Origin of the sequence: Corynebacterium sp. HMSC074E01, from assembly GCF_001808885.1 — a bacterium.
GTDB lineage: Bacteria > Actinomycetota > Actinomycetes > Mycobacteriales > Mycobacteriaceae > Corynebacterium.
The window spans coordinates 102,279-124,981 of sequence record NZ_KV794844.1; the positions used below are offsets into that span (position 1 = coordinate 102,279).

At 65.1% G+C, this 22,703-nt stretch carries 19 protein-coding genes and 1 pseudogene; 1 reads left to right on the forward strand and 19 read right to left on the reverse strand.

The window, feature by feature from the left end:
• Position 1: 1 nt before the first annotated feature.
• The 10 genes and pseudogenes from HMPREF2537_RS04560 to HMPREF2537_RS12645 form a co-directional block, all read right to left on the reverse strand.
• Positions 2–934, reverse strand: coding sequence for a cutinase family protein (locus tag HMPREF2537_RS04560; protein ID WP_046647591.1), 933 nt, complete (start codon positions 932–934; stop codon positions 2–4).
• Between the two features lie 54 nt (positions 935–988).
• Positions 989–1,495, reverse strand: a complete 507-nt coding sequence (locus HMPREF2537_RS04565) for a hypothetical protein (RefSeq protein ID WP_046647592.1) — start codon at positions 1,493–1,495, stop codon at positions 989–991.
• A 9-nt stretch (positions 1,496–1,504) separates the two neighbouring features.
• Positions 1,505–3,418, reverse strand: a complete 1,914-nt coding sequence (locus tag HMPREF2537_RS04570) for an alpha/beta hydrolase-fold protein (protein WP_371591545.1) — start codon at positions 3,416–3,418, stop codon at positions 1,505–1,507.
• 302 nt (positions 3,419–3,720) lie between these two features.
• Positions 3,721–4,752 (reverse strand): alpha/beta hydrolase, encoded by a 1,032-nt coding sequence (locus tag HMPREF2537_RS04575; RefSeq protein ID WP_070517730.1) that lies wholly within the window; start codon positions 4,750–4,752, stop codon positions 3,721–3,723.
• A 144-nt stretch (positions 4,753–4,896) separates the two neighbouring features.
• The gene (locus tag HMPREF2537_RS04580; protein ID WP_070517731.1) at positions 4,897–6,642 is read right to left on the reverse strand and encodes an arabinofuranosyltransferase AftB family protein; all 1,746 of its coding nucleotides are present in this window, start codon (positions 6,640–6,642) and stop codon (positions 4,897–4,899) included.
• Positions 6,643–6,653: 11 nt separating this feature from the next.
• Positions 6,654–7,661 carry a decaprenyl-phosphate phosphoribosyltransferase gene (locus HMPREF2537_RS04585; RefSeq protein WP_070525906.1) on the reverse strand — a complete coding sequence of 336 codons (1,008 nt, stop codon included), beginning with the start codon at positions 7,659–7,661 and terminating at the stop codon, positions 6,654–6,656.
• On the reverse strand, positions 7,658–8,185 hold the full coding sequence (locus HMPREF2537_RS04590) for a phosphatase PAP2 family protein (protein ID WP_070525908.1): 528 nt from the start codon (positions 8,183–8,185) through the stop codon (positions 7,658–7,660). Before HMPREF2537_RS04590 ends, HMPREF2537_RS04585 begins: the two co-directional genes overlap by 4 nt.
• Positions 8,175–10,136 carry a glycosyltransferase gene (locus HMPREF2537_RS04595; protein ID WP_070525909.1) on the reverse strand — a complete coding sequence of 654 codons (1,962 nt, stop codon included), beginning with the start codon at positions 10,134–10,136 and terminating at the stop codon, positions 8,175–8,177. Before HMPREF2537_RS04595 ends, HMPREF2537_RS04590 begins: the two co-directional genes overlap by 11 nt.
• Before the next feature lie 94 nt (positions 10,137–10,230).
• Positions 10,231–10,386 (reverse strand): annotated as a pseudogene (locus HMPREF2537_RS04600) (protein tyrosine phosphatase); the annotation flags it as partial.
• Between the two features lie 521 nt (positions 10,387–10,907).
• The gene (locus tag HMPREF2537_RS12645; protein WP_141761409.1) at positions 10,908–11,216 is read right to left on the reverse strand and encodes a hypothetical protein; all 309 of its coding nucleotides are present in this window, start codon (positions 11,214–11,216) and stop codon (positions 10,908–10,910) included.
• Between the two features lie 510 nt (positions 11,217–11,726).
• On the opposite strand from HMPREF2537_RS12645, the gene HMPREF2537_RS12780 reads away from it, so the two are divergent.
• Entirely contained in the window at positions 11,727–11,894 is a 168-nt protein-coding gene (locus tag HMPREF2537_RS12780; protein ID WP_154762579.1) for a hypothetical protein, read from the forward strand.
• Positions 11,895–11,911: 17 nt separating this feature from the next.
• On the opposite strand, the gene HMPREF2537_RS04605 is transcribed toward HMPREF2537_RS12780, so the two are convergent.
• The 9 genes from HMPREF2537_RS04605 to HMPREF2537_RS04645 form a co-directional block, all read right to left on the reverse strand.
• Positions 11,912–13,603 carry an ABC transporter ATP-binding protein gene (locus HMPREF2537_RS04605; protein WP_246820239.1) on the reverse strand — a complete coding sequence of 564 codons (1,692 nt, stop codon included), beginning with the start codon at positions 13,601–13,603 and terminating at the stop codon, positions 11,912–11,914.
• Positions 13,604–13,641: 38 nt separating this feature from the next.
• Positions 13,642–15,420, reverse strand: coding sequence for an ABC transporter ATP-binding protein (locus tag HMPREF2537_RS04610; RefSeq protein ID WP_070525915.1), 1,779 nt, complete (start codon positions 15,418–15,420; stop codon positions 13,642–13,644).
• The gene (locus tag HMPREF2537_RS04615; protein WP_070525917.1) at positions 15,417–16,100 is read right to left on the reverse strand and encodes a class I SAM-dependent methyltransferase; all 684 of its coding nucleotides are present in this window, start codon (positions 16,098–16,100) and stop codon (positions 15,417–15,419) included. Before HMPREF2537_RS04615 ends, HMPREF2537_RS04610 begins: the two co-directional genes overlap by 4 nt.
• Positions 16,101–16,206: 106 nt before the next feature.
• Positions 16,207–16,944, reverse strand: a complete 738-nt coding sequence (locus tag HMPREF2537_RS04620; protein ID WP_070525920.1) for an ABC transporter permease — start codon at positions 16,942–16,944, stop codon at positions 16,207–16,209.
• Positions 16,941–17,693 (reverse strand): ABC transporter permease, encoded by a 753-nt coding sequence (locus HMPREF2537_RS04625; RefSeq protein ID WP_070525922.1) that lies wholly within the window; start codon positions 17,691–17,693, stop codon positions 16,941–16,943. Before HMPREF2537_RS04625 ends, HMPREF2537_RS04620 begins: the two co-directional genes overlap by 4 nt.
• Entirely contained in the window at positions 17,690–18,733 is a 1,044-nt protein-coding gene (locus HMPREF2537_RS04630; RefSeq protein WP_070525924.1) for an ABC transporter ATP-binding protein, read from the reverse strand. The genes HMPREF2537_RS04625 and HMPREF2537_RS04630 overlap by 4 nt, the downstream gene beginning before the upstream one ends.
• Positions 18,730–19,257, reverse strand: a complete 528-nt coding sequence (locus HMPREF2537_RS13025; protein ID WP_246820241.1) for a hypothetical protein — start codon at positions 19,255–19,257, stop codon at positions 18,730–18,732. Before HMPREF2537_RS13025 ends, HMPREF2537_RS04630 begins: the two co-directional genes overlap by 4 nt.
• Before the next feature lie 166 nt (positions 19,258–19,423).
• A complete protein-coding gene (locus tag HMPREF2537_RS04640) occupies positions 19,424–21,670 on the reverse strand; it encodes an ATP-binding cassette domain-containing protein (protein ID WP_230310884.1) in 2,247 nt (748 codons plus the stop codon).
• Positions 21,671–21,777: 107 nt separating this feature from the next.
• A complete protein-coding gene (locus HMPREF2537_RS04645) occupies positions 21,778–22,281 on the reverse strand; it encodes an ECF transporter S component (RefSeq protein WP_227485914.1) in 504 nt (167 codons plus the stop codon).
• Positions 22,282–22,703: the final 422 nt, after the last annotated feature.

The following is a 22,703-nucleotide window of genomic DNA, read 5'->3' on the forward strand; positions in this document are numbered from 1 at the left end:
GCTAGTGCGCGTCGATGGTGTCCTTAGCCCACTGCGTGACCCACTGGTTGGTCGTGGTCCCTTCGATGACGTCCGGATTGTAGGCATACAGTGCATGAACGCCGTTGGCGTCGATGAGATCCCGGGCGCGCTCCAGTCCGTTGCTGACGTCCAGCGGTGCATCACAAATCGAGTCATTCGGCGCGCAGATTTGGAAGGTGCGGTCCGCCAGCTCTCCGAAGCCGTTGGCGCGCTCACCGCGCATCGTGGCGCCCGGGACGATGCCCTGAATCAACGTCGAGACCGGCTGCAGGGCAATCTCCGCGCCCACGCCGCCGACGTGCGCGCCCGGGTTAATGCCCACGCCGTCCTGGCGCCGCCCGTCCGCGATGAGTGCGACACCCGCCACGCTCTCTGCGGGCACGGGCCCGTTGCCGCCGCCGATTCGGTCCGCCACATCACCCGCGATGACCGCGCCCTGCGAAAAGCCACTCAGGATGAACTTCGTGTCCGGGCAGGTCTCGTGCATATAGGACAGCTCGCCCTCTAGGCGAGAGGTTCCCTCGTTGCGGGAATCGTCGTAGCTCATCTCGTGCTGCGCATTGATGTTCTTAAACTGCGCGGTATAGGGCAGCGTCCACACCTTGACGTCCTCGGGGACGTAGGCCTCCTTCAAGGGATTCGTGATCGACAGCATGAAGGAATTCGGGTTCGCGCCTGGGTTAATGGGATCGTCGTCCGCGGCGGATTCCCACGTTCCCGGCGCGGAGATGAATTCCACGCGCGGGCACCAGTCCGGTTGCTCGGGACTCGTGTCCCCCTCCTCCTGGGAGGGGGCGGGCTCCGCCAGGTTCCCTTGCTCTCCTTCCTCGCGGGTATTGAGGAAGTGGACCGCTCCCCCGCCAATCACGGCCAGGAGAACAACGACAGCAAGGACGGTGAGTGTTTTACGCATGAAGAAATTTCTACCTTGACAAGGCGCGGGATTGGCTGGAAAATCCCTGCCACATTACTGAGCGCAGAGCTTGTCGCCCTGCTCGGTGATGAGCTGGACTACGTCCTCGTGGCTGAGTTCCGTGCGGCCCTGCTCAATGAGCTGCCCGGCCACAGCCGGCACGGTGACGGCATCGCCCTGGCAGGAAGCCTGCGCAGCACCCACCAGTTGGTCTTCTACGCCGTCGACGTTCACGCCTTTCTCAGCCACTGCAGACAGGAAGTCTTGGTCCGGGCCTTGCGCGGGCGCGGGAGAGGGGATTTCGGAGATCTCGCGCGCACCGCGGTCTTCCGGTTCCTCGCCTGACGTTCGCTCGGCGGGTGCGGATGCAGAGCTTTCGGACGCCTTGCTTGCCGACGACTCACCACTCGCCGCCGAGGAGCGCTCCAGCGGCGCCACGGAGGTTTCGGTGGCATCGCCCTCGTCGACGGTGGCGGAACCGCAAGCGCTCAGCAAGGTACCGGCCGCAAGCAGCACCGCCGCACCAGCTGCTGCGGTGGGACGGGCAGAGAAAAGACGCATGGCAGTTCCCTACTTCTTATCTGCCTGGACCTGGCCCATGACCTCACGGATGACGCCGTGCTGGAAGGACTGGGTCAGCCCGCCTGCCGGAATGGAGGCGTAGTCCTTGGTGGGCCAGCCAAACTCGCCCTGCTCCCAGCCGTGCTTGCCCCACTCGTCGAAGATCTTGCCCTTGAGGATGTAGTGCGCGCCGGAATCCATGGACCAGTAGATGTTGCCGTGCTCGAATTCCTGGAAGAAGCCGCCGTTAACGGCCTTCTCCTCGCCCACCGGGTAGCCCAGCTCGGACTCGGCAGCCTTCAGCTCCTTGTACTTCGCGCCGATAGCACCGTGCACGATGTGGGTGGAGCCATCCGGGTTGCGGGTCAGCACGCCGTTCTCGAAGTCCTGGACCTCGCCCTCGCCAACCTTGCGCGGCTCGGATACCGGGTACTTGAGGTCGCCACCCTCGAAGCCGTTCTTGCCCCAGGCGTCGAAGAGCTCCTTAGAGATCGGCCAAGCACCGGTCTCCGGGGTCCAGTAGATGGAACCGTGCTCGAAGTGGACGTAGCGGCCGCGGCCGTCCGGGGTCTTCTCCTCACCGGTCTTCGGGAAGCCCAGCCAGGAGGTCGGGCCACCGAGCTCGGAGTAGCGGGCACCGATGCGGCCAATGACGGCGTGGGCACCGGTCTCCGGGGACCAGTAAGCGGTACCGGCCTGGAAGTCCTGGGCCTTGCCGCGATCGGCAACGTCATACTCGTTGTTCACGCAGTTACCGATGATGCCGGACTTGGTGGCTTCAGCGATAGCACCGATCGGGGTGCAGTCAGCGCCGCGGTCGCTCTTGTCCAGGCCGAGGGAGTCAGCGATGTAGGGCCAGGCCTCGGTCATCTCAAACTGCCAGTATTCCCAGCTGTGTACGCCGGTCGGGCGGAACTTGACCACCGGCTCCACGCCAGCGCGCTTGGCGTAATCAACGAAGGTCTGGGTGGACATGCGGGAGATGGCCTCTAGGCCCACGCCGGCCAGGTTGGCCTGACCCTTGGCCACCGAGCCGATCTGGCCATAGTCATCCTTGCCGTTGCCGGCGGAGACGTAGACCTTCATGTCCTTGAGATTCTCGATACCCAGCTTCGGATCGTGGTCGATCCAATCCTGGGAGTAGAGGTCACCCCACATGTTGGTGGAGGTGAATCCGCCGGCATCGGCCTGGGCGGCGGTAATTGCCTCCGGCATACCGGTGGTGGTGGTATCGAGGTAGCCCGAGAAGGAGCCGACGTACTTGAAGGCCCAGGGATTGCGCTCAGCCAGGTTCATGGCGGCGGTACCGCCCATGGAGATACCGGTGACGGCGCGATTGCCGTTGGAACGGTAGCCCTTCTCCAGAACCGGAATGAGCTCCCGCATCAGGAAGGTCTCCCACATGTAGTGCCTGCCGTTGTCTTCCTTCTGCCAATCTGAGTAGAAGGAGGACTCGCCGCCCACCGGCATGATGAGGTTGACGTTGCGGTCAGCATACTGGGAGATGATGTTGGTCTCGATGGTCCAGCCGGACTCGTCATCGCGGGCACGCAGGCCATCGAGCGCCCAGACCTCCGGGAAGGTCTTATCCGGGCTGGAGTACCAATCGCGCGCGAGCTGGATCTGCACGACCTGCTCCTTGCCCGGCATGGCAGCGGACTTGATGTAGACCTTGAGGTGGCGGTTGGTCAGGTACTCAACGCGGGAGACGGATACGCCCTCCGGCAGGCCCTCAATCTCCGGGTATTCGGTATCTACCGGGGTACGCTGCGGCGGATTAGAGGGAGCGAAAGAATCGGAGAGGTTGGAGCTGCCCAGGAGATCAGTAATGCCCTCGGTAGAGGAGCTTGAAGACTGCGCGTTGGCGATAGGCAGCAGCGCAAAGCCCACTGCCACAGCAGTAGGCAGTGCGGCGATGGTCAGGCCCTTGCGGGCTGCGGACGGGGAACGCAGGCCGGAAACTTTGGCGGACCGGCGGGGCTGAGTTGACGCAGTGTTCGGCATTGAAGAGTCCTTGTAGGGGTAAATCGAGATGCGGGCACGCGGTGCCGCAAGCGGGGCTCCGCAGGTTCCCCTCCTGCGGAACTCGCCGCCGCACGCGTGGTGAGCGGTCTAATGTGTTCTCAAGTTTAAGTTTAACTTGAGACTTTCGGTAGGGGGACACGCCCAGCAATCCAATGAAAAAGCCGCCGTACACAGTGGCACGGCGGCTAGGCAGTAGATACTTACCAGGCGTTCATTACGTTAAGCACCTGCGGCTTGGAGCGCTCGAGTTGGTATCCGAACTGCTCCCAGTTGTGCAGGCCCTGGGCCGGGTAGTTCGTCTGCAGGCGAACACCCGAAGCGCGGGCCCTCAGCTCCCACAGGCGGGTCGTGCCGTTAGCAAAGCCCTCCAGCGCCACGCCGGCCGCGATGTGCTCCGGACGGTAGCGCTGCTGATCCAGCGGCCCCGGGATGCCGGAGGCGGCGGAAACATACACGTCCGTTCCGTTCGCAGCCAGATCCGGGATCAGGTTGAAGGGGTCATTGCTGAAACGCTTCGGGCTGATGATGGAACCGTACATGGCGTTGATGTTGAAGCCGCCGGCGTCGAGAAGCGCGAGGCGCATAAAGGTCTGGGCACCCGGCAAGGTCGTGGTGAGGTAGCCGGAGTAAGACAGTGCCTGACGGAACTGCTCCGGGTGCTTGCCCGCGAGGGTAATAGCCGCGGTGGCACCCATGGACAGGCCAGCAATGGAGTTATTGTTGCGAGCCACGCCGAAGTTGCCCTCAAGGTAGGCCGGCAGCTCCTGCGTCAGGAAGGTCTCCCACTGGTAGTTGACCGGCTTGACCAGATCGTAGGTAGCCGGACCGTTCCAGTCCGCGTAGAAGGAGCCAGCGCCGCCCACCGGCATCACCAGGGTGATGTTGTGATCCACATAGGTGCGCGCGGCGTTGACGTCATTGACCCAGGCGTTGGTGGAATCGGTGGCGCGCAAGCCATCGAGCAGGTACAGACCCGCGTTACCGCCGTTCTTAGCGGGCTGGATCTGTACTGGGATGTTGCGACCCATGGCCTGGGACCACACGTCGCAGCGCTGTACCCAGTATCCGACGCGATCCCATTCGCAGGCGCCGGTGGCGTCTCCACGCAGCCAGTCACGGTGCGCGGCGGATGCTTCTTGCGTACCCGCGGTCACGACCAGGCCCAGAGCCACAGCGATAGCTGCCACCACTGAGAGGACCCGAGTCCGCAGGCCAGAGCTTAGTGAACTCATGTTTCTCCTTAACGTTTCTACTGCCACTAGTACATCGCCAACACGCCAGCGATAGTTACAGATCAATAACAGGAATCTTTCGTAGCGTAACGCACCCTGGCAATTTTCGCCTACCCATGGGGGTGCTTTCCAGCTCACGCCAAGCTAATGGACAGGATAATCGCTGGGATCATCGGAGAGCATGAGGGTGCGGCCCGAGGTCAGTGAGAAGGTTAGGTTCTTGAGGAAGCGCTCCCGGGTTAGGGGCTCGCTGTAGGAAGCGATGAGCTCTTGTACCTCTGGGCTTGCCAGCGCAGCGCGCGCCTGGCGGGTTGTGTCCTTGTCATACCACGGCGGGAGATACTCAATATCCGCGCCCGTCAGCGCAGCCTGCCACTCCACGTCGAGGTTTTTGTCGTGACCCACGCGCCCGCCTTCCTCACGGGGCATGCGCGCGGCCAGCGGCGTGGCCAGACCAATCGTGTCAAGAACCCGGACATTCAGCGGCGCGTTCATCGACGTCATACCCAAGTTCACCAGGTAGACCGTCGGCGGCTCATCCATACCCGGCTCGCGCCGAACGGTGAGCCAATTGAGAAGGTCTTTTTCCTCATCTTCCACATAGATGGTGGCCAGGGCATCTCCGCCCACCAGTTTCTTGCCGGCTTCTTCGTAGCCACGCATGAACTTCATCCCCAGGTAGTCTTTGGCCGAGCGCGGCGGGTAGCCAGCCTCGCGGTTGGTGGCATAGGTCCAGAAATCACGTTCGTCCACGATGGACAGCGGTTGCTCATAGGCCTCCCAGTCCGTCGGGTGCCCACGCAGCACGATGACGAAGGCCCACACCGCGCAGAAGGCCACTGCGAGCGAAGACACAAGACCCTTGAGCGGCAGAACAAACACGGGGAGAAGCGCAGCGAAGAGCGGCAGCAGCAGCATGCGGCCGTGCATGAAGTCACCGCCCACACGCAGCACGTACAGCACGTGCACCGCCGCGGCCCCCACCATCAAGTAGGTCACGGTGGTGGAGCTGCGCAGGGCTGCCGGGCGCAGCTGGGCACGGAAGGTCCACAGCGCCGCACCCGCCAGCACAAGAACGGGCAGGTACAGGGCATATGGCCCCACGAAATCCTGCAGGTAGTTCAGGCCGCTGTCCCACGCGCTTGACGACGCCGACTTGGCCACCGCCGTGTGCGGAGTCAACAGGCCGTAATAGCCCATGCGGAAGAATTGGTAGCCCGCCGGGATGGGCAGGGCCGCACCGAGGATCCCGAGCCAGACTTTCCAGTTGCGGTGCGCCGCCAAAAGCAGGAGTCCGGCAAGCCCGCCGTAAAGTGCGAACTCCGGGCGCACGAGCCAGGACAGACCAGCCCACAGCGCGAGCCAATAAGCACTATTATTCGTGCGGGATTGCGCCCAGTGCTGCAGCAGCGCCCAGAGGCCGGCGAGGTAGAAGATGGACAGTCCCCATTCCAGCCCGGAGGTGAAGAAATCACGGGCCGGGGGCAGTGCGAGGTAGACCAGCGCGCCTGCGGGAACCACGAGCGGTGCAGCAAACTGCCCCGATCGGTAGAAGGCCCGGGCCGTGGCCCACGCCCCCAGCACCATCGCCGCGACCGCCAGCAGGAGGCCCAGGTTGACGGCGATGGATTCCAGCGGGGCATTCGTTAGCCACCGCACGAGGAGGATGAGGTATTGCCACAGCGTGGAGGTATTGGCCTCCACGCGCTCGCCCGCGTTGAAGACAGGTCCATTGCCTTCCTCAAGGTTGCGCACCGTGCGCAGGACGATCAGGCCGTCGTCAGAAATCCAGCGGCGGGCGAAGCCACCCCAAAACGAGAAAACTCCGATCACGATAACCGAGGCCAGCGCGCTGAGCGCGGCTGCGGTACGTGTATCGGATTTTCGCATGAGGAGAGAGTCTAGCCCATCACTGCCGGCATGATGTAGACCGCCATGGCGATGCAGGCCAGCCACAGCAGAGCTAGGATCTGGAGGACGCGATCCTCCAGGGCAATCTCATCCGGAGCGCCGCCGTTGCCGCGGTCCACGTCGGCGGCATAGCGCAGGATCGCGATGGTAAACGGCACCATGGACACCTGGTACCACACGCTGGCCGGGCCATCAGACTCGTTGGAGAGCTGGAAACCCCACAGCGAGTAGGACATGACCACGGCGGTAGCGGCCAGGGTCCACACGAAGCGCAGGTAGGTAGGCGTATAGCCCTCCAGAGATTTACGGATCTTGGCGCCCGTGCGCTCCGCCAGAAGGATCTCCGAGTAGCGCTTGCCCGAGGCCATGAACAGCGATCCAAACGCGGCCACCAACAGGAACCACTGGGAGAGCACGATGCCCGCGGCCACACCGCCAGCCATGGTGCGCAGCATGAAACCGGAGGACACCAGGGCGATATCGATCACCGGCATGTGCTTCCACCCGAAGCAATAGCCCAGCTGCAGACCGATGTAGATGGCCATAACGATGGCGAGCTCTAGGCCGGCCGTGGCCAAGAAAGACAGGCCAATCGACCCGATGATGAGCACCGCCGCCATGATATAGGCCAGGTTCACCGGAAGAACGCCCGCTGCGATCGGGCGGAAGCGCTTCGTCGGGTGCGCGCGGTCCGCCTCCACGTCGCGGGCATCGTTGATGAGGTAGATGGAGGACGCGCCCATGCAGAAGACGATGAAGGCGAGGAGGACGTCGAGAAGCACGCGCGTGTGGAACAGCGACTCCGCGCCCGCAGCCGCAGGGGCTGCCAAGACCAGCACGTTCTTGACCCACTGCTTGGGGCGCAGGGCCTTCACCATGCCATCGGCGAGGTTTTTCGGCGGCTTGCGCTTGCGGCCGGTATCGATACCGGAGGTGTGCGGCTCAGAGTGGAAGACTCTCTGCTCACCGTCGTCGACGCGGTTAGGACGTTCGCTCATGCGGTCTTCCTTTCATAGCGATGGCATGCTTCCGCGGTGGCGGCTCCCAGCAGGGCGCCGATCGCCGTATCGGATGGGTAATGTACCCCGAGCACCATACGCGAGGCCATCATGACCGGCACACCAACGAGCGGTGCCGGGGTTCCCAGAACGTGCGCGGCGCCCACGAGGAACGCGCTTGTCGACGTCGCGTGGGAAGAAGGAAAGGACAGCTTAGAAGGGGTTTTCACGCCGACTTTGACGTAGTCATAGTCCGGGCGCTTGCGCCGCACAATGCGCTTGATCACAACGCTGGCCGCATGCGCCGTAAAAGCGCCCACGCCGACGGCTACCCACTGGCGGCGGCGCGCCGGCTTCTGGTAATTCACGGCGGCGCCCAGACCAGATAGAGCCAGCCAACCCAGGGCGTGCTCGCCGAAGTGACTTAAACCCCGCGCGGTGGGCAGAACGCCGGGCGCATCGAAGGCCGCATCCTGGATCTTCTCGAGGACACGGGATTCGGCGACAGAAAGCTTATTGGGCATCGAAGACCTTTCGCCAGGACTCACGGGAGGTCAGCTCCGGCAGGGCCGCGCGGTACTCCGCGCGCAAGTCATCGAAGTTCTCCTCGATTTCCTTAAGCAGCTCGCGGGTGGACTTCACCAGCTCGAGGGCCAGTTCGCGGTCGCGCTTGCGGAAGGCCACGCCGGTGCCGCCCGCGGTGGAGACGGTGGCGGAATCCACGCGGGAAAGCGTGAACCAGCGGGCCTCCTCCGGGGTGAGATTGAGCTGCGGTGCTTCGTGGTGCGCCGGGTCTTCCTTAGTGACCAGGTGCTTGGCGGACTTGATGAGCCACGGAATCTTCTTGATCTTGCCCAGGCGGCCGCCGATATTGCGGGTGGGCACGCCCGGCGCGCCGGTGGGCGCGGGCAGCTGATCCGCCGAATCGATGATGACGGCGTCCGGGAATTCCTTGCGGATTGCGGCGATGCGCGGCAGCGAGGACTCCAGGATGTCGAAGAGCTGATCCGGGCCGGCCAGGAAGTCCTTCATGGCCTCCAGCTGGATGGCCATGGTGGAGTACTCCATGCACATGGTGTGCTTGAGGGTGGACTTGAAGATGGATTTGGTAATCCCGCGTGCATCGCCCTCGTGGTAGAGGGCCGCCACGATGAGGCGGTTGCGCAGGTGGAAATAGGCCTGCCAGTCGATGGCATCGTCCTTATCCGCCCAGGCCATGTGCCAAATGGCCGCACCCGGCCAGGTCACCGTGGGGAAACCGTGGGCGGCGGCGCGCAGGGAGTACTCGGTGTCATCCCACTTGATAAACAGCGGCAGCGGCTGCCCAATGCTCTCCGCGACGACGCGCGGGAAGAGGCACATCCACCAGCCGTTGTATTCCACGTCGACGCGGCGGTGCAGCGCGCGGGAGTCATATTTCTTCGGGTCGAGGTGGGACTGGGCATCACCGATGGCGCGCAGCGGGTACTTGGCAAAGTCGTGGTCGTAGACGGCGTGCTCGGCCGCGCCCCACATGAAGTCGGCGCGGTTCACGCGCTCACCGGTAGTGCGCAGCTGGGAGCGCTCCTGCAGGTTGAGCATCTGCCCGCCCACGATGAAGGGCTTGGCTGCGTAGCGCGCTGCTTGGACAGCGCGAAGGATGGAATCCGGCTCGATGGCAATGTCATCATCCATGTAGAGGATGTACGGCGAGTCTGTGTTTTCCAGCGCCTCGAACATGATGCGGGAGTACCCACCCGAGCCGCCCAGGTTGCCCTGGCGGAACTCGCGGAAGCGCTCACCAAAGTGCGCAACGGCTTCGTCGTAGCCTGGTTCGTCCGCGGGGTGCTGGTTCCCTTGGTCCGGCATAAGGACGTAGTCGATGATGCCGTCCACCACCGGGTCCTCCGCCAACGCCTGCAGCGCCGCGACAGCATCCGTCGGGCGGTTAAAGGTCGGGATACCCACGGCGACGCGCTTCTCCTGCGCCGGATACTCGCTGCCGTCCGGCAGGAGCTGCGGGTTCGGGGCATGCGGGGCGCACCAAGCGGCGTCGCTAAGCACGGTGTCCTCAACGGCGGAGGCATCGAACCACAGCAGGCCGCCGTCCTCGAAGTTCTTCAGGGGCAGCTCAAACTCGTGGTGCCCGGTGGTCACCACGTGGTTGGCCACGGCGATGCGCTGGCCGTCCTGCTTGGAGCGGTACAGGGAGATGTTGGCCTCTCCCTCCACGTCCATGACCAGCACGATGGACTTCAGCTGGGACCAACGGCGCCAGTAGGCGGCCGGGAACGCATTGAAGTAGGTCTCGAAGGAGGCCTCTTCGCCGGCCGGGATGGTCACGGAAGTGCGGCCACTCCAGCTGAGGCGCTCGCGGTTTTGCTCGGACTCGATGAGGTAGAGCATGCGGACGTCGACCGGCTCGCCACGCTTGGGCAGCAGGATGCGCTGTACGGGTTCTAGCGTTTCGCGCGCAGCAGAATTGTTGGCAGTCACGATATCTTCGGTTCTCCACACAGATTTCGACAGTATTCAGAAACCAAGATTAGTGGTTAAGTACTGCTGCGCTGAGTTCCCACGCGGCTGAGAGCTAAGCCGTGACGGCCGCATCCTCCGAGATGGGCTCGATACCCAGGCGGTTAAGCATGTAGAGCACGCGGGCGCCGAGGTCATCGGCCAGCTCGCGGGTCTCCTCTACGGTTTCTACCGTAGCGATATCCCAAATCTTGATGTCCTTGCCGACTTCGTGCGGCGCCAAAAGGAAATCGACCTCGATGGTCACGAACTCGTGGCCGCAATTGTCAGAGGCTCAAGAGAGTGTCGAATCGGAGGGAGATTGAGAAAGTAGAGAACAATACTGACTAATTTTTCGCTAACTGACAACTATTAACTCTGTACAATAAGAAGGATACTCCTCATAGCAACACCTGATCAGAGTGTCTTTCTTCCTATTTCAGTCAGCTCAAAGAGTCGACTTTAGCGAACCTCTTCCCAACTGCTCCCCAAGTGAGATAAACGCCGGTACAAACAAGAAATGCTGCAAAAAGAACGCCAGCAAGGGAAAACGAAACCTTCAGAGAAATCCCCGCCATCACATGCCCCAATGAGGAACCAAGGATAGCCAGATGCAATGTAGAACTCAGCACAGCGAAAACTACCGACAAGGCCATTGACAAAGTCAAGTAGCAAAAAGGCAAGCCGATGAACCGTGCGACATTGATCATCGGAGTTGCAACACCAATTCGCGCGAGCCGCTCAGTGGTGACTTTAATCTGGTCCACCCCCCGCGAAAAAAGAAAAAACAGATAGCAATCCAACGAATAGCAAGGGAAGACCAAAGATGATAAGAAAATCCCAGTCTTGAATGCCCTGGCCAAACTGCTCTAATGCCAGCACCTCTGTCTGGGAAACCGACAACACAATAGCGGGAATGCCAAGCACGTAGCACAACGGGAGAACTATCGCCTTTGTCGCTGAATGAAGCTCGGCCGAAAGAGCACCAACTATTGAAACACCCGCAGCAATCTTCGAAAAAGACGCCAATAACCTTTCAAGAGAGACAACTACAAAAAGCACTGTTCGACTGCCCACCCGCGGAGTTGACAACCTATATAGGAACACCCCCGACGAGGTGACGAGAATCCCCTCGTCGCTGTCGGACGGCGGTTTCTCGACCGGTGGCCCGGCCTCCGGCAAACCTCACCCGCGGCCGCCCGGGCCCTGTCCATGGACAAGCCCGGTCTGGTGCCCCCCGGCGCCAACGACTTCCGGTGCCACCCCGGGACGGTGAATTGCCCGTCATCCTCATTCCCGGGACCGGGTCGTCGAACAGCTCATCGGTACCGATGCCTCGAACCACGGGCCCCGGGCGCACAGCGCAGCCGATCGCTTTGACGTCCACCCCGAGATGCGCCACGGATACTCCCGAAACGCCGGCAAACGAACGCGCTTGCCTGGGAACAGCAGATCTCCGGTTCCATGCTGCTGAATGAGCTGACCATCGGCGACATCACTCGACCGGGCGTGCGGTACACCTTCCTAGGCACGCGGCACGACAATGCCGTGCTCCCCCACTAAAACTCCTTCGTGCGGGAACCCGGCGTCACCAACATCACCGTCCAAGACGTGTGCCCCGCCCACCGCACCGAGCACTACGGCTTCAATTACGACCCTGTCGCCCAGGGCATCGTCGAGGACCCGCTGACCGGGACGGCGTGGCGGGACCACTGCACCGGTACCGGACCGGAGCGATAGTCCTCGACGGACGAGGATCAGGCGCCCGGGGAACTCCCCGTCCGGCACGCCCACGACTCGGCATAGCGGCCGCCCTTCGCCAGCAATTCATCGTGCGTGCCCCGTTCTGCGACCGTCCCGTCCTCCGAAAGCACGACGATGAGGTCGGCATCGCGGATGGTGTGCAGGCGATGGGCGACGACGATCACGGTGCGATCGCCGCGCAACGCCTCAATCGTGCCGACAATCGCCCGCTCAGTGGCCGCATCCAGCGAGGACGTCGGCTCGTCGAAAAGTACCACCGGGGAATCCTTCAGAAACGCCCGGGCGATGGCGACGCGCTGCCGCTCGCCTCCCGACAGCAGCGTCCCTTCCTCCCCCACCGGGGTATCCCACCCGGAAGGCAGCAGCTCCACGATGCGGTCCACCCCGGAACGCCGGGCGGCCTCGCGCAAGCGGTCCCCGTCACCGGGCCTGGAACCGAATCCGGGGTCGGCGAAGACCACGTTGTCCCGCACGGACGCGTCGAAAAGGAACGTCTCCTGGAACACCGGGGTCACCAGCGAGTTCACGCCGTCGGTGCCGATCCGAGGCAAGGGCACCCCGCCGATGAGGATCTCCCCCGAGTCCGGATCATGAAAACGCGACAGCAGCCGCATGACCGTCGTCTTGCCCGCCCCCGACGGTCCCACTACGGCAACCAGTGCTCCCTGAGGTGCACGGAAGCTGACGCCGTCGAGAACCTTCTTATCCCCGTACCCGAAGCTCACGTCGCGGAACTCCACGTCATGCCCGTCGGGCAGCTCCGGTGCGGCAGGTTCGGGAAGGGCGGGGATTGCCCGCAGGTCACGCAACGCAGCCAACGTGTTGCGGCCCGCACCGAACCCGCCGGACAACGCTCCCGCCGTGGTGATCGGTCCGGTGAACTGGACGAGCACGATGAGCATCGGCGCCAAATGCGTCGGCGCCATCCCACCCGTCGCGGCGACTGCCACGGCGACGATCACCGCCGCTGTGAACACCGCATGGACGACCGAACCCAACCGTCCGATGGCCGCCCCCTGCGTCGACGTCGCCTTCGCGAACGCATCGTGTTGGGCCCGGATCGCCTCATCCACCATCGCGTCCGCCGCCGAACCGTCGCCCGCGGCGCGAATCGCCTGCTGGCCGCGGGTGAACTCGATCAGCCTGCCGGAGACGGCAGCGACGGCGTCAGCATGCGCTTCGTCCGACTCCCCGCCGACCCGGCCAATGGCCCGGTAGGCGAAGAAGAGCACCGGTGCCGACGCGACAAGAACCAAACCGACGCGCCAATCCACCGCCAGAATTCCGAAGGCGATGACGGTCGGCGTAACCACCGCGGCGATGACGGGCCGCAGGATCACGTGCGGCACGGACGCCGCGAACGCGATACCCGACGACGCCATCTCCGAAAAGCGGCCGGCCGTGGACTTGGTGACGTACCCGAGTGGCAATGTCAGCACGCGTTCGCCCAGGGAACGCAGCAGGGACGACAGCACCGCTGCGGAATTCGCTCTGCCGACCGTCCCCGCGGCGAGGGACAGCACCGCATGGGCGGCCGCGAGGCCGGCGATGACGCCGGTGAAACGCCATGCCGTCGCATCATCTCCCTCGGCCAGAGCCGACAGCAGCGGCAGCAGCGCGACGAACGCCGCTCCCTGGGCCAGCGCGGCAAGCGTGGCCAACGCAATGAGCCACACCAGTGTCATTCTCGAGAGCCGATCCGTCATCGACCACAAGTCCCGAATCATCGGTTCCCTGCCTTTTCATCGTCTGATTCAGTGCCCCGCGGAGCGGATGGTTCGTCGTCGAGCGCGAACGCGCGCCACAGATCCCGGTAGCGGCCACCGCGCGCAAGCAACTCGTCGTGGGTGCCCGCCTCCGCGACCGCTCCCCCATCGAGAACGAGGATGCGGTCGGCGTTGCGGATCGTGCTCAATCTGTGCGCAATCACGATCACCGTCCGCGAACGAGCCAAACGCTCGATTGCGGACTGAATGAGGGCCTCGGAAGCCGGATCCGCGTAAGCGGTTGCCTCGTCGAAGATGAGCACCGGCGCGTCCGTGACAATCGACCTCGCGATGGCCACGCGCTGCGCCTCACCACCGGAAAAGGTCACGTCGACGTTGACCACCGAATCCAGGCCCTTCGGCAGCGCCGCGATGACCGTATCGAGGTTCGCGAGCTTCGCGGCCGCCATGATTTCGCCGTCGGTGGCGTCTCTCCTGGCCAGCCGGATGTTCTCCCGCAAGGGCAGCGTGAGCAACTGCGGATCCTGGAACACCACCGACACCGAACGGTGCACGTCGCGCACGGCGATGTCGCGAAGATCGTCGCCGCCCAGCAGCACCGAGCCTTCGACAGGGTCGTGGAAACGCGCCAACAGCCGGGCGACGGTGGACTTTCCGGAACCGGAGGACCCCACCAGCGCCGTGAGGGTCCCCGGTTCGAACGTCGCGGAAATCCCGTCGAGGACCCGCGGCCCATCCCCGTAGGAGAAGACCAGGTTCCGGACCTCGAGCGCGCCTCCGCGCGCGGGCACCGGATCGGCGGGCTCGGCGATCGGCGGCGTGCTCAGCACCTCCGCGATGGACTTCAGGGCGGCGATCCCCGCGATGATGGGTTCGGAGTTCATGGCCACCCGCACGATCGCCGCGGAGAGTCCAAGGCCGAGAACCAGCCCGGCGACGAGCCCCTCCGGTTTGCCGCCCGCGGTGTCCCTCAAAGCGAGGCCGGCGCCGCACACCACTGCGAGGACCGTGATCGGGGACGTCACCACGTCGATGAGCCCGAGATAGATGTTCGACTGCCGGGACCAGGCGGACCACGCGCGGACGAACGACGACGCCGCGGCATCGTAGCGGCCCGCGCCCTGGCTGGCGCGTCCGAAGGACTTCATCACCGGGATGCCGCGCACCAACTCGATGACCGCAGCCGTCACTTTTTCAGAGGCTCGTTCGTAGTCGCGCTGAAGACCGGCTCCGCGCGAAATCATCACGCCCATCAGGGCGAAGGTGACCAGCACCGGGACGACCGCCACCGCCGCGATCCGCCAATCGACCGCGACGAGCGCGATGAGGGAAAGCAGGGGAACCAGCACCGCCACCACGGTCTCGCCAACGGTGTGGCCCATGAGCTGGTGGACGGCCGCGACGTCCTTCTCAACCGACCCGATGATCCCCGACGAGCGCCGGGCGTCCAGCCAACCCAGCGGCAGCTTCCGGATATGGGCAACCAACCGGCGCCGGAGGTAGAGCTGCAGGTCGTTATCCGCCCGGTGCGAGAGCATGCCGGCGGCGCCGTCCGCAGCCATTCGCACCGTCGCGGCGACGACGATGACAACCACGGCCAACCACGTCCGATGCACCGGGGCCTCCGGGTACGTCATCGCGATGTCGATGATGCCGACCAGCGAAGCGACGGTAGCCACCGACGACAGGACGGACAACGCGACCACCGCACGCATCCGGGTCCGGATCGGGGCGAGCAGCGACCACGGGCCGACGGTCCCGTCCACGGCGCTCACTTCCCCGCCTCCCCGATCGCGCTTTTCTTCGCGAGAGTGCAGAAATACACCATGCCGGCGCGTGAGGCTCCGTCCAGCTTCAGCCCGTTGGCTTCGGCGAGGTCCTCGAGCTCGCTGCCCCGGAACACCCGGTGGCCCATCTTCGCCATGACGGCCATGTCGACCCGCTCGTTCACGTCGGGATCCTCGACGAACGTCTGCACGTAAGCGATGCCGCCGTCGGCGAGCAGCCCGGAGACCCTGCCGAGCGCGGCTCCCGCATCCTTCATTTGGTGGAGCGCGCCACACACCCAGATTTCACAGGCCCCGCCGGGCTCTCCCGCGAGCGGCGTGAGGATGTCGGCAACGTGGAATTCCGTCCGGGCCCCGAGCCCGTCGGCGGCGGCGCGTTCGCGGGCGATGCGGATCGCATTGGGCGACAGGTCGTAGCCGACGATGTTCGCCCTGCGATAGCGAGACTCAGCGGCGAGCGTGCGGGCGAGCCACCCGGTTCCACAACCGAGGTCGAGGACCCGGGCCGGCGCATCCGGCCCGGGATCCAGCGCACGGAGCTTCCGGTACACGGCAGCGACGTCCATCGGTTCGCGCGCATAGCGGCTTAGGAACCTCGGCTGGACCTTGTCCTCGTAGGCCGCGAGGAGCCTGCGGTTGTTCTGGACGATCTGGGCGATCGACTTCATCTGGTTCTGTCTCCGGGTATGTGGGCCGCGTCCACGCGGCGGTTTCGGGTTAGATGCTCGGATTCGCGGGCCGTCGTCGGCGGCGATGCCCCCGTGGACGTACCCGTCATGCAGACTCCCCCGGCCTCGTTTTCACGGCGATGCCCCACGCCGCGAGCACGGCGATACCAAAGAACCAGGCCGCGCAGACCACCAGACCCGCGGCCCCGGTGCCGTTGACGGCCTCGCCGGCCGCGGATACGGGGGGGTGCCCGGCGATTCCGCGCAGGAGGGGACGGAAGTGGTCGGCGGGCATGAGCACCGTGTTGACGAACATCGCAACGATGATTAACGGGATGAGGGCCACGGATCCCTGGGGGCTGGTGATGGAGAACGCGATGTACGTGCCGGTGCATGCGGCCGCCGCGGCAACCATCGCGCCGGTCACCGTGATCCTCCACCACCAGGACACCTCAGGGGGGCTGTCGGAAAGCAAGGCGGCCACCGCCGCGACGACGACCGTCATCGCCATGATCCGGATGAACTCGGCGATGATCCGTGCGGTCGGCACGGCCGCGTACGGTGCCGGCATGGTGATCAACCGCTCGTGGAGGCCATTGCTGCGTTCAACGAACACAGTGGACGATCCCGTGATGGCCAAGATGAACGCCCACGTCGTCACGACCAGGATGACCGCGTTCGGGAATTCGAACTCTCCGGTGAGCTGCCTGACCAGGCCACCGAACATGCGGTTGACGATGAACAGGTACACGAGCGGAGCAATGAACGTCATGAACCAGAAGTCAGGGCGCCGCAGCCAAGTATGGACGATGCGCCGCAGATGCACGAAAATGGCGTCGATCATGATTCGCTCCTCAAGGTGAACCGGCGGATGAACAGGACGATTCCGACGACCGCCGCGACACCGAGCCACAGGGCGGCCTCTTCCCCGGCGTGATCCGGGAAGGTGCCCGGGGACGCCGCCCTGATCACCTCGATCACCGGCGAAAAAGGCATGTGGCGCACGATGTCGCGCAGGGAGCCGTCCAAAGCGGTCGCCGGAATGAACGCGGTGGAGAACATGAGCAGCAGCATTTCCAGCGCCTGGATCGATGAGGCTGTCGACACCGGGGCGGGCACCATCAGGATCACCCCGTCCGTGACCAGGGACAGGACCGCGGCGGCGAGCAGTGACCACAGGACTGTCCACGCGACGTCACCGAGAGCCATGTCGAGGCTGCAGGACCACGCGACGACCAGCAGCGCCGCGATCGACGCGGACATCCGCAGCACATCGGTGGCGAGCCTGCCGGCGACATAGCCGCCTGTGGCCCCGGGCAACACGCGCACGCGGTCAACGAGCCCGGATTCGACGTCCTGTCCCACCGCCATCGCCGACGCCGCGGCGGTGAACATCGCCGCCTGGAACAGGCAGCCGCCGAGCACGAAACGCAGGTACCCGAAGCCGGATTGCCCTGCCGAGTACCCAAACACCGCGTACAGGCACAGCAGGAAGAGGGGAGGAACGACGAACATGGAGATCAGCGACGCGGTGTTGCGTCGCAACAGCAGCAGATCCCGACGGAGGAACGCCGCGACCGACGTCGCACTCATCGCGCCGCACCCCCTGCGTTCATCGATATGAATACCTCGTTGAGGGTGGGCGGCGACACGCTCAGCGAATCCGGCAACGCTTCCGAGGCCTCCATCGCCTGCGCCACCGCCTCGAGGACCTGCGGTCCGGGGTCGACGTCGAGGGACACCGACTTCCCCGCGACGCGGGCGCCGTCCAGGCACGTTCCTCCGAGGCAGCGGGCGAACGCCTCCGCCTCGGCGGTGGTGGCAAAGGACACGCGGAGCACGTGCGACCCGAAGTCGCGGCGCAATTCCTCCGGCGTTCCGCTGGCGACGATGCGGCGGTCCTTGAGCAGATGGACGTGGTCGGCCAGTGCCTCCGCCTCTTCCAGGTACTGGGTGGTCAGCACCAGGGTCATTCCGTCGTCCCGCAGTTGCCGGATGAAGCCCCACAGCTCTTCGCGGCTGACCGGGTCCAGCCCCGTCGTGGGTTCGTCGAGGAACAGCAGCCTGGGCACGACGCACAGCGACGCGGCGATGTCGAGGCGGCGCCGCATGCCACCTGAATAGGCCGACGCCAGCGTCGAGGCACTGTCTGCGAGCGAGAATTGCGCGAGCAGTTCCGTCGCGCGGGCGGCCGCGTCGGCGCGGTCGAGTCCGCGCAGACGCCCGAAGAACTCCAGGTTCTCCCGGCCGGTGAGGTTCTCGTCGATCGCCGCGAATTGGCCGGTGGTGGCAATGTCGGCGCGCACGCCCGCCGGGTCCTCTTTCACATCGCGCGAGAAGATGCTCACCTCGCCGGAGTCTGCGGTGATGAGCGTCGACAGGATTCGGATGAGGGTGGTCTTGCCTGCGCCGTTGTGGCCGAGGAACGACACGATCGACCCGGCGGGCACGGTGAAGCTCACGCCGTCGAGCACATGCTTGCGCATCCGGGCACCGCGCTTTCCCTTGCGCCCGCCGTCCGGCGGAGCACCTGCCCCGCCTTCGGGCGCGGTGCCGGCTGTGCCCGCAATCGGGTAGCTCTTCGTGAGGTCGCGGACGACGATCGCCGCACCCCGTTCAGCTTGATCCGTCATCGTTTCTCCTTTTCTTTGGTGTCGCAGTGGGCCGCTGCCGGCAGTGGCCCCGTGGTCGGGTTGTCATGCGGCGTTTCGATATGGATGCCTGCATCGCGGGCGAAGGCGAGGACCGGTTCGAGGAGCCGGGGGTGGCTGACGAGATCCCGGCACCCCGGCGCGACCGGCTTCCCCGCGACCGACGCAACGGTGGCGGCAGCAATCGCCGCGGTCATTTTGTAGGAACCTGGGCCGGTCGCCCGGACTACGGTCGTCTCGGCCGCCGGCCCCGCATCGCCCGCGCCGGCGTAGACGCAGCCCCAGAACGCCCGGATGAGCCCGCGGTTCTCCGAAACTTGGAAGATCACGCGATCGCCGGGGCCGATGCCGGCTTCGGCCAACCGAGTCGCAGCCGCCACCGCCTCCGCATGGACCCGGCCGTACGGGACGAGGACGTCCCGCCGACTCTCGACGAAGGTGATCCCCTTCTTCGTCTCATCGGCCTTGTCCCGAGGCACGTCGCTGATGGTCCGGATCGTGTTCACTGGTACCTCTTTCGGTTGTCGGCGCCATGCCGGTGCCGGGCGGACCGGGCCCGCATGGCGCGACCCGGAGGATGTGTCTGAAGGGTTGAAGCAACTGGGTGGGGCGCGTCTCCGTACAGGCTCGGAAACGCTCGCGGGCTCGGGGCCCGCCGGTTCCGGGTGCCCGTCAAGTCACTGCGGACACCAGGGCGGCAACGAAGGCCGCGGCGGACGCTGCGGCCGCGAAACCGTCACGCACTCGCCAGGGGTGATCGGTGCGGAAGGTACGCCGCGGATGGCGGCCGAAGTTGCGCATCGCCAGGGTCAGGGACAGCTTTTCGGCGCAGCGCACGGCGCTGACGAACAGGGGAAAGGCGATGCGCGCGGGCGTCGTCGCGCGAATGAAGCCGGAGCGGAAAGACTGCCCCGGTCGCATCGAGCGCAATCTAATCGCCCATGTCAGCTGGGGGATTTCGCTGCGCAGGAACGCCGCGATGCTCACCCCGGAAATCGCTATGGTGCACCATGTGTAGGGCACCCGGAGGCGTTGCACCATGGCGTCGAAAAGCTCCTCGACGCGCATACACGCGGAGACCAGGACCGTCCCCGCAAACACGGCCGTCAGTAGCAGTCCGTGATGGATGCCGTGGCGGACAGCCTCCGCCGGATCCCCACTGCCGTAGAACTCGGAGCGCCACCCGAGCAGGCCGAAGAACACCCCGATCAACAGGACGAGGAGGACCTTCCCCGCCGTCGCCCGAACGTCACGTTCCGCGATCGCAGCGAGTGCGAGGAACGCGACCCCCGTCAGAGCGAGAACGGCGTCTCCGCCGGAGAGCAGCCCGGCGACGAGGACGAGCATCACCGCCGCGACAATCGTGATGGCGTTCAACCCCGCGCGCCTTCGAGCGGCGGATCCACTGGTCCAGGGGCTTTCGTCCAAGGACGTCCGTGCGCCGGCCGCGGGCAGTGCGCGATCCCGCCGGGACGACTCCGGGGAAGCCGGCACGTCGGCTGCGGGACCGGACCAGGCGACCTTCCCTTCGGCGACGATGCTCGCCCGATCCGCCCACGTTCGCGCAGCACGGCGGTCGTGGCACGTGAACACAACGGTTCCGCCGGCCCCTGCGTATTCCGCTAGGGCATCCAGTACGATGCGCGAGCTCGGCGAATCCAGATGCGCCAACGGCTCGTCGAGAAGCAGCAAACGGCGATTGGCCGCCACCGCCAGGAAGATGCCCAACCGTCTTTTCTGTCCGCCCGACAGGACGAACGGCGAGACGGGGTCAAGTGCCCGGGGGCACAAGGCTTCCCGCAGTTTCCGCAGCTCATCGGCGCCGAGTGGTCCGTGCGGGTCCGTGCCGGCCAGCGCGGAGTCGATTTCCGCGGCGACGGTCGCGCGGGTGAACTGGTGCTCGGGGTTCTGGAACGCCAACGACGCGAAGGCGTCGGGGACGCGCCGGGCGGACGCGCCGTCGATCCGTATGTCCGCTCCCGCCTTCATCTGGCCCGACAGCACCGCCAGCAAAGTGGACTTACCGGCTCCGTTGGCGCCGACTAGAGCATGGATCTCGCCCCGTTCCAGTGTCAGATCAGCCCCGTTCAGGATCCGCTCCCCGCCCCGGGCCACGTTGGCTCCGGTCAAGGCCAGCAGCGGAACGGCATCCGCCTCCGATTCCGGATCGGCGCCATTCCCGGCTCCCCGGGACCTTCGCCGCCGGTCCGGACCGGGACGGTCCGGCGCCCCCGTGCCCGGCGTACTGGCGTCCGGCGTTCCGGCGGTCGCGGCCGTCGTCGCAATGTCCTTCACCGCGATGCCATCCGGCGCTCCGTGGGCGGCGACGCTCCCGTCCGCATCGAGGATCGTCACCGTGTCGACCCACCCGTCGAACGGGCGGAGGTCGTGCTCGATGAGCAGGATGACGCGCCCCGGGGCCCGCAAATCACGGATGGCGGCGAACAGCGACCGGCGACCGTCCTCGTCGACGTGGGCCGCGGGCTCGTCGAAGATCATGACCTCCGGCGCCCTGGCCACCGCACCGGCGATGGCCATCCGCTGGCGTTGCCCGCCCGACAAAGCCCACGGATCCTTCTCCGCGAGCTCTGACAGCCCGAGCTCTGATAGGGCCGCGGCTGATCGCTTGGCGACGATGTCGGCTTCCACGAGGGAAAACTCGAGGGCCATGGCCACGTCATCGACGACTCGGAGCGTGAGCACCTGCGTCGCCGGGTCTTGCCCGACGAAGGTGACTCGGTCCCCGTCCACGGGGCATTCGGTGCCGTCGACATCAACGATGTGCACGGATCCGGCATGGTCGATGGGGATGTGCGAGGGGATCAGTCCAGCGATGAGGTGGGCCAGGCTCGTCTTTCCGCATCCCACGGGTCCCGTGATGACATTGATCGTGCCGAAGTCGAAGGAGAGATCCACCATGTCGGGTGCCCATCGCCCATCGGCGTGCCGCACGCCAGCGCCACTGACCCGTAACCGGGCCGGGGCCGTCCCACGTGTCGCACCGGCGCACGCAGGTGCTCCGCCGGTCACTGGGTGACCCCGCGGCTGCGAAGCCCCTTTGCGACGGCAAAGCCCAGGACCAAAAACACCAGGCTCGATGCCAAGGCTACGGCGAAGCTGATCAGGGTCATGGGCGTGGTCGGCGAGTCGACGCCAACTGCGCGCGGGGCCATCGTTCCCATCAGCGCGGAGAACAACATCGCCGACGCCACGAACTGGGTACGCGTCCACCGCCGGTACAGGGTGACCATGAATGGAAGCTCGATGAGCAATCCTTCCATGATCAGCGCCCCGATCGCGGCGACGCCGAACGGGGTGGTCGCCGCGGACACGACGCCCATGGCAAGGCACGCAATGAGGCTCGCGCCAGGCTTGCGGACGACGATGAGGGGAACGACGCACTGCAGGAACCACAACCCGAGCGTCGCCGCGACGAGATAAACGTGGGCGATGCCGGCGAACACCTGCAGGTAGGTCAGGGGCACGACGACGAGAGACCCCGCGACGCCGATCGCGGCGGCGACGAGCATATCGCGGGTGGATGGTCGGCCACCCGCTGCGACCGGTGCGACGTGTACCAACCGCCCGTCGTCCGTCTGCGACGCCACCGCGTCGCCGTCGCCCGTCCCGTCCGGGCCCGCGTCCCCGACTCCCCCTCCGGAGAGGGGTTCTCTGGTCGATCCACGTTTTCTGTTCATCGTCGCCGCCTCGCTTCCGTTGCCGATTCCCGATCGGAACATAACTTGAAACAGTATTAGGTTAGGCAATCCTTATCAACTTATGCCAGACTCGAATTATTAACTTTGCCCCCGCTTCCCCCCATTACGTTGTTAGCAGTTCCACCTCAGGGCACCGAAGATTCATAGCCTGTCCACCCGATTGGGCTGGTTATGTTTATTTCCGGCCCCTCCGTCTGAAAGGACAGTGGAACTAGTCGCTGGCTTCGGTATGG

Excerpts from the sequence above, each read along its gene's own strand:
- HMPREF2537_RS04575 (WP_070517730.1), bottom strand. The coding sequence starts at position 4,752 with ATGAGTTCACTAAGCTCTGGCCTGCGGACTCGGGTCCTCTCAGTGGTG.
- HMPREF2537_RS04590 (WP_070525908.1), bottom strand. The coding sequence starts at position 8,185 with ATGCCCAATAAGCTTTCTGTCGCCGAATCCCGTGTCCTCGAGAAGATC.
- HMPREF2537_RS04585 (WP_070525906.1), bottom strand. The coding sequence starts at position 7,661 with ATGAGCGAACGTCCTAACCGCGTCGACGACGGTGAGCAGAGAGTCTTC.
- HMPREF2537_RS04560 (WP_046647591.1), bottom strand. The coding sequence starts at position 934 with ATGCGTAAAACACTCACCGTCCTTGCTGTCGTTGTTCTCCTGGCCGTG.
- HMPREF2537_RS04580 (WP_070517731.1), bottom strand. The coding sequence starts at position 6,642 with ATGCGAAAATCCGATACACGTACCGCAGCCGCGCTCAGCGCGCTGGCC.
- HMPREF2537_RS04565 (WP_046647592.1), bottom strand. The coding sequence starts at position 1,495 with ATGCGTCTTTTCTCTGCCCGTCCCACCGCAGCAGCTGGTGCGGCGGTG.
- HMPREF2537_RS04640 (WP_230310884.1), bottom strand. The coding sequence starts at position 21,670 with ATGGTGGATCTCTCCTTCGACTTCGGCACGATCAATGTCATCACGGGA.
- HMPREF2537_RS04620 (WP_070525920.1), bottom strand. The coding sequence starts at position 16,944 with ATGATCGACGCCATTTTCGTGCATCTGCGGCGCATCGTCCATACTTGG.
- HMPREF2537_RS04605 (WP_246820239.1), bottom strand. The coding sequence starts at position 13,603 with ATGACACTGGTGTGGCTCATTGCGTTGGCCACGCTTGCCGCGCTGGCC.
- HMPREF2537_RS04645 (WP_227485914.1), bottom strand. The coding sequence starts at position 22,281 with ATGCTCGTCGCCGCCGCGATCGGCGTCGCGGGGTCTCTCGTCGTCGTG.
- HMPREF2537_RS04630 (WP_070525924.1), bottom strand. The coding sequence starts at position 18,733 with ATGACGGATCAAGCTGAACGGGGTGCGGCGATCGTCGTCCGCGACCTC.
- HMPREF2537_RS04625 (WP_070525922.1), bottom strand. The coding sequence starts at position 17,693 with ATGAGTGCGACGTCGGTCGCGGCGTTCCTCCGTCGGGATCTGCTGCTG.
- HMPREF2537_RS04615 (WP_070525917.1), bottom strand. The coding sequence starts at position 16,100 with ATGAAGTCGATCGCCCAGATCGTCCAGAACAACCGCAGGCTCCTCGCG.